This is a genomic window from Burkholderia sp. 3C (assembly GCF_054589155.1).
Window position 1 is genome coordinate 146,819 of record NZ_BAAILN010000125.1, and the last position, 15,387, is coordinate 162,205.

Sequence of the window (15,387 nt, forward strand, 5' to 3'; positions counted from 1 at the left end):
GGTACGGAACGGCGTGGTGCCGGCCACGCGGGCCACTTCCATGCCGGCCGTGGCGAAGCGCACCACCTGGCGCGCATACAGCACGCCGCGCACGCTGGCCTTCAGCGTGACGACGCGCTCGGTCAGCGGATCGACGATGTCGGCGATCTCCTGGCCCGGCTCCACCACGATGCCCACCGGCGTGCGGAACACCAGCACGCCCGACACCGGCGCGACCAGCGGTTCGACGCCGGCCAGCGGCGTTGCCGGATGCGCCAGCGGCGGCAGCGGCGCGGGCGTGCCGTCGATGGTGCCGCGCTGCGTCAGGTAATCGACGATGGCCTGCGCGTCGCGCTCGGCCAGTTCCCACGACACCTCGCGCTCGCTGCGCAGCTCGACCGTCACCGAAATCGCCCCGTTCGGGATCGGGAAGCGGTTGCCGAAGCGTTCGCGCAGTTCCGACCAGCAGAAGCTGTGCACCTCGTCGAACGGGTTGCCGACCGAATTCAGCGCGAGCAGCGAGGCCTGCGAGCCGAGGTAGCGCGCGAGCGGCTCGACGTCGGGCCACAGATCCGGGTTGGTATACAGGTGCATGACGGCGTCGTTGTCGCAGTGCAGGTCGAGCACCACGTCGGCGTCGTAGGACAGCCGCTGCAACGCCAGCCGCTGCGATTCCAGCTCGGTGCGCGGCTTCTGCTCGGCCAGCGCCTCGCCTGTGGCGGCGCGCACGGCGGCCAGGTTCCGCGCCGCGTCGGCCGTCAGCCGGCCCTCGATGCGCGGCATCACGAGCGCCGCGAGATCGTGGAAATTGCGGTTGAAATTCTGCATCGTGTTCAGTTCGAAGCGGCCGAGATGGTCGCCGAACACGTGCTGAGACAGGCCGATCGGGTTCGGCACCGGCACCACGACGATCTCGTCGCGCAGCTTGCCGGCCGCCTCCAGCGCGGCGAAATGGCGCCGCAGCACCGTGGCGACCAGCATGCCGGGCAGCTCGTCGGCGTGCAGCGACGACTGGATGTAGACCTTCTTCCCGCTGCGCGGACCGTAATGGAAGCTGGTGATGTGGCGCTCGGTGCCGAGCGTGGGGGAAATCAGCGGATGGGTCAGCGTTTGCATGATCGGGGGGCGGGCGGCCGGGAGCCGCCGCGCGGGTTGGTCCGGAGCGAGGAAACGACGATTGTACGTGGCGCGCGAAAAAAGCCCGGGGAGGCCCCGGAATCGGCGGGGGATCGACGAGGAATCGGCGCGGCGCGATTGCCCGGCGAGGCACCACGCCAAACCGCCCGCCACAAAGCACGACAGGCCCCGCAGGGCCTGTCGGATGCCGCATGGCGGCGGGGATTACTTGCCGTAGACGTCGAAGTCGAAGTACTTCTTCGCCAGCTTGTCGTACGTGCCGTCCTTGCGCATCGCGACGATCGCGCCGTCGATCTTCGTCTTCAGGTCGGTATCTTCCTTGCGCAGGCCGATGCCGGCGCCTTCGCCGAGCGTCTTCGGATCGTCGATGTCCTTGCCGGCGAACACGAAGCCCTTGCCGCGCGGCGTCTTCAGGAAGCCGATTTCAGCTTGCACGGCATCTTGCAGCGTCGCATCGAGGCGGCCCGAGATCAGATCGGCGTAGACCTGGTCCTGGTTCTGGTAAGGAACGATCGTCACGCCCTTCGGCGCCCAGTACGTCTTGGCGTACGTTTCCTGAATCGTGCCCTGCTCGACGCCCACCGACTTGCCCTTCAGCGAATCGGCCGTCGGCAGCAGCGTGCTGCCCTGCTTGGCGACCAGGCGCGTCGGCGTGTTGAACAGCTTGGCCGAGAAGGCGATCTGTTCGGCGCGTTGCGGCGTCATCGACATCGACGACAGCACGCCGTCGAACTTGCGGGCCTTCAGGGCCGGGATCATGCCGTCGAAATCGTTTTCGACCCACACGCACTTGGCGGCGATGCGGCGGCAGATTTCGTTGCCCAGATCGATGTCGAAGCCCACCAACTTGCCGTCGGCGCCCTTCGATTCGAACGGCGCGTAGCTGGCGTCGACGCCGAAGCGGACCGTCGACCAGTCTTTTGCGTAGGCGCTGCCGGCCGAAACGGCAAGCAGCGAGATGGTCAGGGCCGCCAGAACTTTTTTCACTATGACTCCTCGTTATACGTGGGTTTGCGCGCGGTCGTGCCGCGTTTGCGCTCCGCCCGGCATGGCTGCCGCCGGGCTGACTGGATAAAACGCCCGGCCGATGTGGACGAGCGTTCGGTAAACATTATCAAGACAAAAAACGTCGCGGGTTGTTAGTAAAAGCCCGAATAGCGGGGGGCCTCCGCCATGGTCCGATCTTTATTGAGATTTCTGCAATAACGTAAGGAAGCTTTCTGTGGTTGCTGCGAAAAATGATGGCAATCGGCGCGCGCCGATGCCCGGGCGCTCAACCGAGCGTGTCGGCCGCCGCCTGCTTCAGGCAGGCGATGAACTGCGTGACGGCCGGCGTCGGCAGCAGGTCGCGGCGCGACAGGATCGACAACTCGTAGGCCGGCAGCGTTTCCTCGAGCACGGCGGTGCGGATGCCGAGCGGCGCGACCATGTCGGCGAGCGGCTTGGTGAAGCAGCCGATCACGTCCGAGCGCGACACCAGCCCGAGCGTGACCGAGAACGACGACGGCGCGCGCAGCAGGCTGCGCGGCAACGGCAGCCCGTGGGTGGTGAACATCGACATCATCACGCTGTGCGGGAAATCCTCGGCATCGACGGTGACGATCCATTCCGCGTCGAGCAGGTCGGCCAGGCTGCGCGCCTTCGCGAGCGGATGCCCGGCGCGCATCACCACCACGAACTCGGTGGACAGCAGCGGCGTTTGCACGAACTCGCGATCGAGCGCGGGCAGGTGATGGATCGCGGCGATGTCGAGCGTGCCGTTGCCGAGCTGCGTCAGCGCGTTCGGCACCGTCACCTCGGTCAGATGCAGATGCACGTTCGGCATCGTCGCGCGGAACTTCTGCACGGCGCGCGGCAGCGCGGTCAGCGCGATCGACGGCATGGTGCCCACCGCCACGCGGCCCGACAGTTCGCCCTTCACCTGCTCGACCGCTTCCACCGCGCGCCGCATGTCGCCGAGCAGTTGTTCGGCGCGCGGCAGCAGCGCCTGGCCGCAGGCGGTCAGCTCCACGCCGCGCACGCTGCGCACCAGCAGTTCCGCGTTGAGCGCCTGCTCGATCTCGCGGATCGTGTGCGTGATCGCCGGCTGCGTGACGCCGAGCTCGCGCGCGGCGGCGCGCAGGCTGCGGTGATGCGCGGCGGCGACGAAGGCTTGCAGTTGCGCAAGGTTCATGGGGTTGCGGATACGGGTCATCGAAGGTCCGGAAGAAGCGACAGCGGAAGCAAAAAAGCTCATGCGCAAGAAAACGTGTCTTGCGCCACAATCGCAACGGTATCAAATCCTGGCCGGGCCGCCGCCGGGCATTGCGCCGGCTCCGCATTCGGTTGCGGTCGCATCGATGCGAGGGTGGTTGGCGCAATGGCGTGCCGGAGTTGATGCGCTGCGCAAAAACCGTGTCGTCGCGGGACATCGTTTCGACACGGAGCCTCGCTAGGCTGGCTCGCACCCGGTGCGGGCCGCGAGCGAACGCGCGTCACACAATGCATCGCAAATCGGCGGCCGTTAGTTTTTTCGATGCGCCGCGATCAAATAATCCAATTTCCGCTCGCGAAACCGAGCCGTTAGTATTCACAGACCCTAAGCAGTACCCGGTTCCTCTTTCCCCACGAGCCGGGTCGACGAGCGTTGCGATCAAGGAGAATACACATGTCGAATGAGTCGAAGTGCCCGTTCAATCACACGGCCGGCGGTGGTACCACGAACCGCGACTGGTGGCCGAACCAGTTGAGCCTGAAGATCCTCCATCAGCACTCGAACCTGTCCGATCCGATGGACGACGGCTTCGACTACACCGAAGCGTTCAACAGCCTCGACCTGAACGCAGTCAAGCAGGACCTGCGCGCGCTGATGACCGTGTCGCAACCGTGGTGGCCCGCCGACTTCGGCCACTACGGCCCGTTCTTCATCCGCATGGCCTGGCACAGCGCCGGCACCTACCGCACGGCCGACGGCCGCGGCGGCGCGGGTGGCGGCCAACAGCGTTTCGCTCCGCTGAACAGCTGGCCCGATAACGTCAGCCTCGACAAGGCGCGCCGGCTGATCTGGCCGGTCAAGCAAAAGTACGGCCGCAAGATTTCGTGGGCCGACCTGATCGTCCTGACCGGCAACGTCGCACTCGAATCGATGGGCTTCAAGACGTTTGGCTTCGCCGGCGGCCGTGCCGATACGTGGGAACCGGACGAGGATGTTTACTGGGGCACGGAAACCACCTGGCTCGGCGACAAGCGCTACACCGGCGACCGCAACCTCGAAAACCCGCTGGCCGCCGTGCAGATGGGCCTGATCTACGTGAACCCGGAAGGCCCGAACGGCAACCCCGATCCGCTGGCCTCGGCGCGCGACATCCGCGACACGTTTGCCCGCATGGCGATGAACGACGAGGAAACCGTCGCGCTGATCGCAGGCGGCCACACGTTCGGCAAGACGCACGGCGCGGGCGATGCCTCGCACGTCGGCGTGGAGCCGGAAGCGGCTCCGCTCGAACAGATGGGCCTCGGCTGGAAGAGCTCGTTCGGTTCGGGCTCGGGCGCCGATGCCATCTCCAGCGGCCTCGAAGTGATCTGGACGTCGACGCCGACCAAGTGGAGCAACAACTTCTTCTGGAACCTGTTCGGCTACGAATGGGAACTGACCAAGAGCCCGGCCGGCGCGCATCAATGGCAGCCGAAGGGCGGGATGGGCGCGAACAGCGTGCCGGACCCGTTCGACAAGGAAAAGCGCCGCGCGCCGGCCATGCTGACCTCGGACATCGCACTGCGCGCCGATCCGGCCTACGAGAAAATCTCGCGCCGCTTCTACGAGAACCCGGATCAGTTCGCTGATGCGTTCGCCCGCGCCTGGTACAAGCTGACCCACCGCGACATGGGCCCGCGCGCCCGCTACCTCGGGCCGGAAGTGCCGAGCGAAGAGCTGCTGTGGCAAGACCCGATTCCGGCTGTCGAGCATGCACTGGTCGACGAGCAGGACGTGAGCGCGCTGAAGGCGAAGGTGCTGGCCTCGGGCCTGTCGGTGTCGGAGTTGGTATCGGCGGCATGGGCCTCGGCCTCGACGTTCCGCGGCTCGGACAAGCGCGGCGGCGCCAACGGCGCACGCGTTCGCCTGGCGCCGCAGAAGGATTGGGACGTCAACCAGCCGGCGCAACTCGCCAAGGTGCTCGACGTGCTGACCAAGATCCAGGGCGATTTCAACGCCTCGGCGGCGGACGGCAAGCAGGTGTCGCTGGCCGATCTGATCGTGATCGCCGGTAACGCGGGTGTCGAGCAGGCCGCCACCACGGCCGGCTTCAAGATCACGGTGCCGTTCATCGCCGGTCGCGGCGACGCGAGCGCCGAGCAGACCGACGTCGAATCGTTCGACGTGCTGGAGCCGATCGCCGATGGCTTCCGCAACTACGAGAAGGCCAAGTACACGGTGCCGGCCGAGAAGCTGCTGGTCGACAAGGCGCAGTTGCTGACGCTGACGGCGCCGGAAATGACGGTGCTGGTGGGCGGCCTGCGCGTGCTCGGCACGAACGTGGGCGACTCGAAGCACGGTGTGTTCACGAACCGTCCGGAAGCGCTGACCAACGACTTCTTCGTGAACCTGCTCGACATGGGCACGGAGTGGAAGCCCACCTCGGACGCGAACGACACGTACGAAGGCCGCGACCGCGCATCCGGCGAAGTGAAGTGGACGGCCACCCGCGTCGACCTGGTGTTCGGTTCGCATGCGCAACTGCGTGCGCTGTCGGAGGTGTATGGCAGCGAGGATTCGCAGCAGAAGTTCGTGCGTGACTTCGTGGCCGCGTGGACCAAGGTGATGAACGCCGACCGCTACGACGTCAAGAACTAAGCGCCTGCCGGCGTATCATGTGCCGGGCCAAGAACAGGCCCGCACCGCAAGACAAGACGGCCGATCCTCGCGATCGGCCGTTTTCTTTTGGCGGCGTCCGGCCGCATTCCGAAACCGACACCATGACGCAACCCCGCCACCTGGCGATCGCCACGCCGATCGCCGACGCGTTCGTGCACGGCGCGAGCGAACTCGAAACCACGCCGCGCGGCGTGCGCGTGCATCGCTTGCCGGCCCGCGCCCGCGCGCAGAACACCGATCCGCAATTCGCGATGGTCGAGGCGCAGCCTTCGGGCGTGCGTCTCGCATTCCGCACGCAGGCCACCGCGCTCGAACTCGACGTGTTGCCGACGCGCTACCGCTATGCCGGCGTGCCCGTGCGGCCGCCCGGCGTGTTCGATCTGATGGTGGACGGGCAACGCGTGGCGCAGGCCAGCGCCGACGGCGGCGATGCCGTGACGATCTCGCTCGGCACCGGCGCCGCGACACACGAGTCGGGCGCGCCGGCCATGCTGCGCTTCGACGGCTTGCCCGCCGTCGACAAGCGCGTGGAGATCTGGCTGCCGCATAACGAAACGGTGCTGCTGGCCGGGTTGCGCAGCGATGCCCCGCTCGTGCCGCTCGTGCCGCTCGATGCGGCCGAGCTGGCCGGGCAGCGCATCTGGCTGCATCACGGCAGCTCGATCAGCCAAGGCTCGAACGCGGCCAGCCCCACCGGCATCTGGCCCGCGCTGGCCGCAGCGGCGGGCGGCGTGGCGTTGCGCAACCTGGGTTTCGGCGGCAGCGCGCTGCTCGATCCGTTCGTGGCGCGCGCGATGCGCGACATGCGCGCGGATTTGATCAGCGTGAAGCTCGGCATCAACCTCGTGAACGCCGACCTGATGCGGCTGCGTGCGTTCGGTCCGGCGGTGCATGGTTTTCTCGACACGATCCGCGACGGCCATCCCGACACGCCGCTGCTCGTGATCTCGCCGATCCATTGCGCGATCCACGAGGAGACGCCCGGCCCCGGCGCGTTCGATACCGAGGCGCTCGCGCAGGGCAAGGTGGCGTTCCGCGCGACCGGCGACCCGGCCGAGCGCGCGGCCGGCAAGCTGACGTTGAGCGTGGTGCGCCGTGAGTTGCAGCGCATCGTGGCGCAGCGCGCGGCGGACGATCCGCATCTGCATTACCTCGACGGCCTCGCGCTGTACGGCGCGGCCGACGAGGCGGAACTGCCGTTGCCGGATCGATTGCATCCCGACGGCGCGGCGCATCGCCGGATCGCCGAGCGTTTCGCGGCGCAGGCGTTCGCGGTGGGTGGGGCGTTCGGCGCTTGAGGCCGCTCGCCGCCCTGCCGTTTTAGAACATCACGACGGTGCGCAGGCCGGCCACCACTTCGTTGCGGATCGCGCGCACCGCGCCGTCCGATTGCACGGCGTAGCCGCCGCTCGGCCGCACGATGTATTGCAGATCGCCTTGCAGCGTCCACCATGGCGCGACCTGATACAGATAGGTTGCCTCGATCACCGTCTCGTGAATGCGCGTCGCGCCGCCGATGCCGTAGGCCGCGCCCGCTGCGGCGTCCACGTTCAGCATCGCGTTCGTATAGCCCACGGCGAGCCCGGCCGTGTCGTTGTCGCGGCCCGCGAACGGCGCCTTCAGCGTGACGCCCGCCTGGGCCGACACGCTCACCGAATTGCGATCGCCGGGCGCGCCCATCACGCGCGCGAACACGCCGAGCGAGCGCGCCGCGTAGCTCGACGAGCGCCACACCATCTGATCGCCGATAGCGTAGGCGCCGTAGGTGCCGCGATGCGTCTGCGCGATGCCGTTCGAGGCGGGCGAGGTCAGCGGCACACCGTTGCTGTCGTCTCGCAGGTCGTTGAAGTGCCCCGACACGTACCAGAGGCCGAGCCGGTAGACGCCGGGCAGGCCCGCGTGTTTCGCGGCATCGGCATCGCCGGCGGCTGCGTCGCTCGGCTTGTTGACGGCGTATTGCAGTTCGCCGATCCACAACGCGCCGTCGTGCAGGTTGAAGCGCGTGCCGTGCGGGTTGGTTTGTTGTGCGTCGTCCTGCGGGTTGCCGCCCGGGTAGCCGTCGAACACGCCGGCCAGCACCGTCAGCGCGGGCGTGGCCTGCACCTTGAGCCGTGCGCCGAGCGCCGACAGCGGGTAGGCGGGGCCGCCGCCCGGCATGTCGACCGACGGCAGCACCGGCCAACCGAACGTCGAATTGGCGAAGCTGCTGGCGTACTGGCTGACCATGAATTCCTGATCGAGGCTCTGCTGGCCGACGCGAAGGTCCACCGCGCCGCCCGCCAGTTGCTGGCCGTACCACAGCTCCCACAGCCGCGTGCCCGGGCGTGCCTCGACGCCGCTGATCGCCTGTTGCGCGGCGAGCGCGCGGGTCGTCAGGTTGGTGCCGTGAATCTGCAGCGCGCTGACGTTGAACGTGCCGCCCGCGAGGCCGAACAGCTTGCTGGTGTCCACGCTGACGGCCGCTTGCGTCACGCCATCGTAGGCGCCGAGGCGGCGCGTGCCGCCCGACAGGTTGCCGAAGTATTCGCTGGTTTCCTGCAACGTCAGCGTCACGCCGTGCTGATCGAGCGCGGGGCGCAGGCCGCCGAGGTCGCCGAACAACGTGGCGCGTTGCCAGAGGCCGGTGGCGGCCGGGGTGTCGTCGGCGGTGGTGGCCGGCGGCGTGGCCGCTTCCTGCGCTTGTGCCGTGGCGGCGAGCGTGGCGGCGGTGGCGAACGCCGAGGCCAGTGCCGCGCGGCGGGCGAGCCGACGGAGCGGGGCGGGGGCCGCGTGGCTGGCGCGAGGCTGGCGGGCGGCGAGAAGGGAGCGGGCGAGTGTCTTCATCGGATTTTCTTGTGGGGGTATTGTCGTCGACGAGGCGATCGCGCGTCGCATGGGCGAGGCCCTTGCGCGCGCGTCGCCGGGCTCAGATGCGGATGGGCGCCGCGATCTGGCCGGGCTGATCCGTCTGTTGCGGATCGTGGGCCGGTTCCGGTCGTGCATCGATGCCGGGATCGATGGGGCCTGCGGCATACGCATGCGGATGCGTGGGCGGCAGCAGGCCGGCCAGCGCATCGTCGCGCAGGCTAAAGTAGGAATGCGAAACAAACATGAATTTTTGCACGTACATCGCGATCTCCGCTGGGGCGGGTCCGGACACGGATGTCCATTGCCGGTGCGAACGATTCGCATCGGACATCGAGGTAGGCAGGCGGTCTTGATCGTGGCCCGAGCGGTGCGGGACCGGGCCGGAAGATGCGCGCTGCGCCGTTGGTACGGGCAGCGGCGACAGGGAACTGTGGCTGCTAGCGCGTACGGGTCAGGGGGTCGCCGGGCAAGGCCGGCGAGCAACTGTCGCTACTAGACATGGATTCCATGATTCTGGGTGGTCAGGGTGATTCGGTTCGAGACAGGGCGGATTCTATGCCGTGCCCGTTGGGCGATGCAACAAGAAATTGTGCCGTTTCGTCATGGCTGTGGATGGCTTGCGACGGGCTTTCGCGAGCCGCGCGGGGGCGATGCGTCGGCGCGATCCGGTGTACGCTCGCCGGGCGTTTGCACGGGCCGGGCATTCCGCGCGGCCCGTTTTGAACCGGGAGCGAAAACATGCCTGTGATCTGTGGATTTCGTAGCTGTGTGCGCTGGGTTGCCGTGGCTGCTGCTGTGACGGCTTCGATGGTCGTGCCGTTGGCCGCGCAGGCTCAGCCTTCGGGTGCGCCGCCGGCGGGTAATGCCGTGGCGACGCCCGATAACGCTGTGCTGCTGACGGTGTTTCTCAAGCACGATCAATCGCGTCCGCTGCGCGAGCTCAATGCGCAACTGGACAAGCAAGGCTTCTACAAGGCGTTTCCGCCGCCCGGTGTCGAGGTGGTGAGCTGGACAGTGACGATGGGGATCGGGCAGGTGATCGTCCTGAGGCTGCCGGCGTCGCGGGTAAGGGAGGTGAATCGGGTGCTGGAGGATACGGCGTGGGGGGCTTATCGCACGGAGTTTTATCCGACCTATGACTACAAGGCGATCGGGTTGGCGGAGCATGCGCGGGCGCAGTAGGGGGTGGGGGGGGTCCGTTTCGATCGTGGGGCGCGGGGAATTAGCGATTTGCGGGTAGCCGCGCGACGGGGTGGGGATAGGGCTTGTGTGATTGGCTGTAGCCGCAAGTCGTTGCAGTCGGTCGCAGCATCCCGGTCAACATCTGCTATGCAGCGGTTGCAAGGCACTTCGCGCCCCAGCGCGAGTGGTAGCTCACCACCCAGAGCGGTACTCCGGCATGGCACCGCGCGGTCGCCTAATTCCTCGCAAATATTTATAAAATATGAAGCGATGCTTCCTGTTTTTGTACTCAAATGTGTCATAATTTCAGGTAGTTAAACTTCCGGAAACTAAAATGGCCGCGATTCAGCACGCTGAACCTACCTCCGTTCTCTCTCGCCTGCAGCAGCTCGGTTTAAGCGAAGCGGCGTTGCTGCGGGCGGTCATGGCTGGTTACATCGCCAAGTCCAACTGCACCGAGAACCACCCCCCGCTGTTCCCGCCCATTGCTGCGTGGAGCGAAGCTGTTCGTACGCTGCGTGACGTGCTAAAGCCCGAGGGCTGGACGCGCTTCAACGACCAAAACTCGCCTAAGACTGTGAGCCCCGACGGCTTGATCTCGATCATCGTTTCCACCGGCAATGAGGCGACTGGCATTCCGCATGCTGAGCCTGCTACGACTTCTTCAAAAGGACCAAACACCGCGGGCGCCATCGGGATCAATCGGAGCTTGCAGCTCTACCTGCCGGGCATGGAACTGCCCGTGCCGCTGCAAAGCGAAGACGAGAAGGTGACGACCTGGATCTTGCTGGCACACCACGCCCAAAACGAGTTGCGTGCGGAGCTGTCGTTGCCGCTGGACGTTGGTAGCGACGGCCGCGTTTCCGTGTGGCAAGAACGGATAATCTTGCGGGCTCAGCCGCTCGATGGAGAACAGGTCGTGATCACGCCGCCTGCCCAGCCTGACATCGACGTTGCGGTGCGGCGGAAGGCATGAGCTACGGTGCAGAGTTCAATCCGAACCGCCTAGGCCTTGCTCGTCGACGTCGAGGACTCACAAAGAGGAAGTTGGCCGAGCTCATCGGCGCAGATGTGCGGGCGGTTACCGCTTACGAGAGCGGAGAGTACAAGCCTGAAAGAGAACGGCTCCACGCTCTAGCTGACCAACTGCACTTCCCGGTGCAGTTTTTTGTTGGATCGGACGTACAGGAGGTGACGCCCGACGTTGTCAGCTTCCGGTCCATGTCGAAGATGACCGCCGGCCAGCGGGACGCAGCGCTAGGCGCTGGCGCGGTCGCGCTCATGCTGAATGAGTGGATCGAGCAGCGCTTTGAGTTACCGGCGGCGCAGTTGCCTGACCTCAGCCACGAGTCCAGCCCTGCTGCGGCTGCAGCCGCACTGCGCCGAATCTGGGACCTCGGCGAGTTGCCGATCAAGAACATGGTGCATGTGCTGGAGGCGCGTGGCGTGCGGGTGTTCTCGCTGTCGCTGGACACTGCCCACGTGGACGCTTACTCCATGTGGCATGCGTCTACGCCGTTCGTGTTCCTCAACACGATGAAGTCCTGTGAACGCAGCCGCTTCGATGCCGCTCATGAACTTGGGCACTTGGTCCTTCATCGTCATGCTGGCCCAAAGGTCAAGGACGCTGAGCGCCAAGCCAACGAATTCGCATCGGCGTTTCTCATGCCGGAAGGAAGCGTTTTGGCCAACGCACCTGTCATGGCCACCGTGGACCAATTGATCTCACACAAGGTGTTCTGGACAGTCTCTGTCGCAGCGCTTGCCTACAGGTTGAAAGATTTGAAGCTTGTCAATGAGTGGCACTACAGATCGCTGTGCATCGAGATGGCGCAACGTGGCTACCAGAAGTCAGAGCCAAATAGCGCGCCACGGGAGACGTCACAGGTATTCCAAAAGGTGTTCGCCGCGCTGCGGGAGGATGGCATGACGCGCTCCGACATTGCTGATCAACTCGCCGTACACGTCAACGAACTCGACGAGTTGGTCTTCGGCTTAGCGCTGATCGCGCTGGTAGGTGATGCGCAGGCGCAGAGCCGCCCGCGGCGGCCAGTATTGAAAGTGATCGAGGGTGGGCGCGAGTAAGCCTGCCTGCTCAGCCGGGATGCGGGTTCTGAACACACAGCGAAGACAAAGGCTATCTGATTAAGGACAGGGAGACGAGGATGTTTGGCACCATCAACAAGAGCAAAGGACTTCTGTTCGTCACTCACGATCTCGACTATTCCATACGACTAACCTTGCAGAATATGCAACAGGAAGTCGAAGGACTGGACGAAAACCGGCTGCTCAATACACCACCCGAAGATCTGAAGCGCTACTTGGTTGAGAAATACGGCATAACGCCGATCACGCTGCAACGAGACCAGTGGTATGCCGATCACGAGGACGTGCCGGTCGATGTTCGGCACGATCCTATGCGCTGGATTGATGACCGAAGCCGCCCGGCCATGGTGGCGGGTGAGCGCGTCGAGGTTCGCATCCCATTTGAGGGCGAGAGCGAGTTGTTCTATGCGAAGGCCAACACCTTCTCGCTCAACCCGCCCCGCGCCGTCATCGAAAAAAACGAGGTCGTTCTTCGGTACGACACACCTGCCGACCAGCCCCGCGACATCCGCACGCTTGTCGAACAGACTCTGAAAGAGATCGAGCAGCATCTGGGATGGCAGCGTCCGATGATCAACGCGCACAACCAGAACCTCCCCGCCGCTGCAGAGCGGTCGATCCATCAGCGCCGCGAGCGACTGCTCGCGCAATCGCAGCGTGCTGAGGCGCTCGGTATACCGATCCGGCGGCGTGCCGACGCGCCGAAGACTTATGCGCTTCCGACGATCCAGCGCAAGGCAGTCCCGACCCTGCCGTCTGCAACAACGGCGCAGTTCAAGCCGGAACCGGCGCTCGCCATGGAGTTGTACGAGCACGTTCTAAAAGTGGTTCAAGACATGGCGCTCGTGATGGAGCGCAGCCCCGATGCCTTCAAGGCCATGAACGAGGAAGCCCTGCGGCAGCACTTCCTTGTGCAGCTCAACGGCCAGTTTGAGGGAAAGGCGACGGGCGAGACCTTCAACATGGGAGGTAAAACCGACATCCTTCTCCGGGAGGGCGACCGCAACGTCTTTATTGCCGAGTGCAAGTTCTGGAAGGGGCCTAAGGCGTTCGGCGACGCAATCGACCAACTCCTCGGCTACGCCACTTGGCGCGATGGCAAGACGGCGATCCTCGTTTTCAATCGCGGCACCGAGACTTCGACTGTCCTCACCGGCATAGACGCTGTTGCCAAAGCGCACGGAAACTTTAAGCGTGCCGTGACATGGCCGCACGAGAGCGGCGTCCGATACGTCCTTCACTGCAGTGGGGACAAGAACCGCGAGTTGGTCCTGACGGTGCTCGTGTTTCACGTGCCGATATAGAGAACAGTGATGCCCGACGCCCGCGTGAATGGTGAATGGCAGGTTCCAGCGTCAGCTGCCGTTCGATGGTCAAACGTGACCGGCAGCAATCAGCCTGAAGCCGTCGCTCAGAAGTCCGCAGCGCTCGGCGGCTCCCGGTCGAAAGCCGCTGTCGGAGCCGCATGCCAAGTTGCTTAAGTTGAGACGGTCGGTCGAAAGTCAGAAAAGCATGGCGCCAGCCGCGTTGGCTACGCGAACACTCGACCTATAAGCCACGAGTCTGGACCCCGACGTCGCGAGGCGCTGCCGACAATGCACCGGGCAATCCCAACAACTCAGTCGCCCAGTCGCAAAACCGTCCCGCCACCCCCCATACTCCGCCTCCCCGAATTTATTACCCCCATCGATCGCTCGATCGATAAAAACCATTTCCCCCTCCCCCCAACGCTGGCACAGTAAAGCCAGCGAGCACCCCCGCACCCCCACAGTGCACCCCGCTCGCCCCCCGACACACTCACTCCACAGCCCTCGTGTAAAGTCCCGTCCTCGCGCCCGACAATCCCGCACGCTTTTTGCATGCCCCAACCCGATCGTCGTCACTCGGCGACGATCGCTCGAACCGGCCGCCGCCGCGCGCGCCCGTTGTCAACCACCCTGGATTGGAATTCACATGTCTGTCAGTTCGGACGTCGCGGAAGACGTCATTCCCGTATCGGTCGAGCTATCCGCCGCGCAAACGCGCCGCGCGCTGTTCGCGCTCGGCGTGGGCGGCTTCGGCATCGGTACCGGCGAGTTCGTGATCATGGGCCTGCTGCCGAACGCGGCGCAGGATCTCGGCATCTCGATCCCGACCGCCGGCCACCTGATCAGCATCTACGCGCTCGGCGTGGTGATCGGCGCGCCGGTGTTCGCCGTGCTCGGCGCGAAGTGGCCGCGCCGCGCGCTGCTGATCGCGCTGATGCTGTTCTTCACGCTCGGCAACCTGGCCAGCGCGATCGTGCCGGGCTTCGCGGGCGTGGCCGTGGCGCGACTGATCAGCGGCCTGCCGCACGGCACCTATTTCGGCGTGGCGGCGCTGGTGGCGGCCAGCCTGGTGCCGCGCGAGAAGCGCGCGCAGGCGGTGGCGAACGTGTTCCTCGGCCTGACGCTGGCCACGCTGTTCGGCGTGCCGCTGGTGGCCGCGATCGGCGAATGGCTCGGCTGGCGCGCGGCGTTCGCGGTGGTCGGCGTGATCAACGCGCTGACCGTGGTGCTGATCCGCCTGTGGGTGCCGCACCTGCCCGGCGATCCGAAGGCCAACCCGCTGCGCGAACTCGGCGCGCTGCGCCGCAAGCAGGTGCTGTTGACGCTGGCGACGGGCGCGATCGGCTTCGGCGGGCTGTTCTCGGTGTTCAGCTACGTGAAGCCGACCATGACGGAACTCGCGCATATGTCCGCGGCGGCGATTCCCGTGGTGCTCGCGCTGTTCGGCATCGGCTGCGTGGCCGGCAACCTGCTCGGCGCGCGTTTCGCCGATCGCGGGCTGGACCGCACCGCGCGCTACGTGCTGATCTGGACGGCGGTGGTCACGGTCGCGTTCAGCTTCACCGCGCATTACGCGGTGGCCGGTTCGATCAACGTGCTGCTGGTGGGCACGGTGATGGCGCTCGGCGCGATCCTGCAAACGCGCCTGATGGATGTGGCCGGCGACGCGCAGACGCTCGCCGCCGCGCTCAACCACTCGGCGTTCAACATCGCGAACGCGCTCGGCGCGTGGCTCGGCGGCGTGGCGATCGAGGCCGGCATGGGCTGGTCGTCCACCGGCTGGGTGGGTGGGCTGCTGGCGATCGCCGGCTTGCTGGTGCATCACTGGGCGGTGGTCGACCTGCGCAAGCGTCCGCACGCGGCGAGCGCCTGAGCGTTCGCGCGTCCTGCGCGGCGCGCCCGACCCGCCCGTCGGCTGCCCGGCGTTCGTCACTCGGCACCGGCCCCCGGCCCCCGGCCCCCGGCCCCCGGCCCCCG

At 66.0% G+C, this 15,387-nt stretch carries 12 protein-coding genes; 7 read left to right on the forward strand and 5 right to left on the reverse strand.

All coding sequences use genetic code 11. The annotated features are described in order from the left end of the window. From ACYP33_RS25695 to ACYP33_RS25705, 3 genes are all read right to left on the reverse strand, one after another. Positions 1 to 1,095: succinylglutamate desuccinylase/aspartoacylase family protein (locus ACYP33_RS25695; RefSeq protein WP_459624414.1), on the reverse strand; the 1,095-nt coding region annotated here is incomplete at its 3' end. Positions 1,096 to 1,320: 225 nt separating this feature from the next. Next, positions 1,321 to 2,103 (reverse strand): ABC transporter substrate-binding protein, encoded by a 783-nt coding sequence (locus tag ACYP33_RS25700; protein ID WP_414440388.1) that lies wholly within the window; start codon positions 2,101 to 2,103, stop codon positions 1,321 to 1,323. 286 nt (positions 2,104 to 2,389) lie between these two features. Next, positions 2,390 to 3,289, reverse strand: coding sequence for a LysR family transcriptional regulator (locus ACYP33_RS25705; RefSeq protein WP_414442028.1), 900 nt, complete (start codon positions 3,287 to 3,289; stop codon positions 2,390 to 2,392). A gap of 474 nt (positions 3,290 to 3,763) precedes the next feature. On the opposite strand from ACYP33_RS25705, the gene katG reads away from it, so the two are divergent. Together katG and ACYP33_RS25715 are read left to right on the forward strand one after the other, a co-directional pair. Beyond that, a complete protein-coding gene (katG, locus tag ACYP33_RS25710) occupies positions 3,764 to 5,947 on the forward strand; it encodes a catalase/peroxidase HPI (protein WP_459624415.1) in 2,184 nt (727 codons plus the stop codon). A 122-nt stretch (positions 5,948 to 6,069) separates the two neighbouring features. Then, positions 6,070 to 7,266 (forward strand): GDSL-type esterase/lipase family protein, encoded by a 1,197-nt coding sequence (locus tag ACYP33_RS25715; RefSeq protein ID WP_459624416.1) that lies wholly within the window; start codon positions 6,070 to 6,072, stop codon positions 7,264 to 7,266. A gap of 22 nt (positions 7,267 to 7,288) precedes the next feature. Here ACYP33_RS25715 and ACYP33_RS25720 read toward each other — a convergent pair whose 3' ends face one another. Together ACYP33_RS25720 and ACYP33_RS25725 are read right to left on the reverse strand one after the other, a co-directional pair. Then, positions 7,289 to 8,791: a carbohydrate porin gene (locus tag ACYP33_RS25720; protein ID WP_459624417.1), complete on the reverse strand. Its 1,503-nt coding sequence runs from the start codon at positions 8,789 to 8,791 to the stop codon at positions 7,289 to 7,291. Positions 8,792 to 8,873: 82 nt separating this feature from the next. Continuing rightward, on the reverse strand, positions 8,874 to 9,077 hold the full coding sequence (locus ACYP33_RS25725; protein ID WP_414448895.1) for a hypothetical protein: 204 nt from the start codon (positions 9,075 to 9,077) through the stop codon (positions 8,874 to 8,876). A 545-nt stretch (positions 9,078 to 9,622) separates the two neighbouring features. On the opposite strand from ACYP33_RS25725, the gene ACYP33_RS25730 reads away from it, so the two are divergent. The 5 genes from ACYP33_RS25730 (at position 9,623) to ACYP33_RS25750 (ending at position 15,283) form a co-directional block, all read left to right on the forward strand. After that, on the forward strand, positions 9,623 to 9,997 hold the full coding sequence (locus ACYP33_RS25730) for a hypothetical protein (RefSeq protein WP_459624466.1): 375 nt from the start codon (positions 9,623 to 9,625) through the stop codon (positions 9,995 to 9,997). A gap of 334 nt (positions 9,998 to 10,331) precedes the next feature. Further along, positions 10,332 to 10,973, forward strand: a complete 642-nt coding sequence (locus tag ACYP33_RS25735) for a hypothetical protein (protein ID WP_459624418.1) — start codon at positions 10,332 to 10,334, stop codon at positions 10,971 to 10,973. Further along, entirely contained in the window at positions 10,970 to 12,082 is a 1,113-nt protein-coding gene (locus ACYP33_RS25740) for a helix-turn-helix domain-containing protein (RefSeq protein ID WP_459624419.1), read from the forward strand. Before ACYP33_RS25735 ends, ACYP33_RS25740 begins: the two co-directional genes overlap by 4 nt. Before the next feature lie 80 nt (positions 12,083 to 12,162). Further along, entirely contained in the window at positions 12,163 to 13,407 is a 1,245-nt protein-coding gene (locus ACYP33_RS25745; RefSeq protein WP_459624420.1) for a hypothetical protein, read from the forward strand. Between the two features lie 649 nt (positions 13,408 to 14,056). Further along, the gene (locus tag ACYP33_RS25750; protein ID WP_414448898.1) at positions 14,057 to 15,283 is read left to right on the forward strand and encodes an MFS transporter; all 1,227 of its coding nucleotides are present in this window, start codon (positions 14,057 to 14,059) and stop codon (positions 15,281 to 15,283) included. The last annotated feature ends 104 nt before the right edge of the window (positions 15,284 to 15,387 follow it).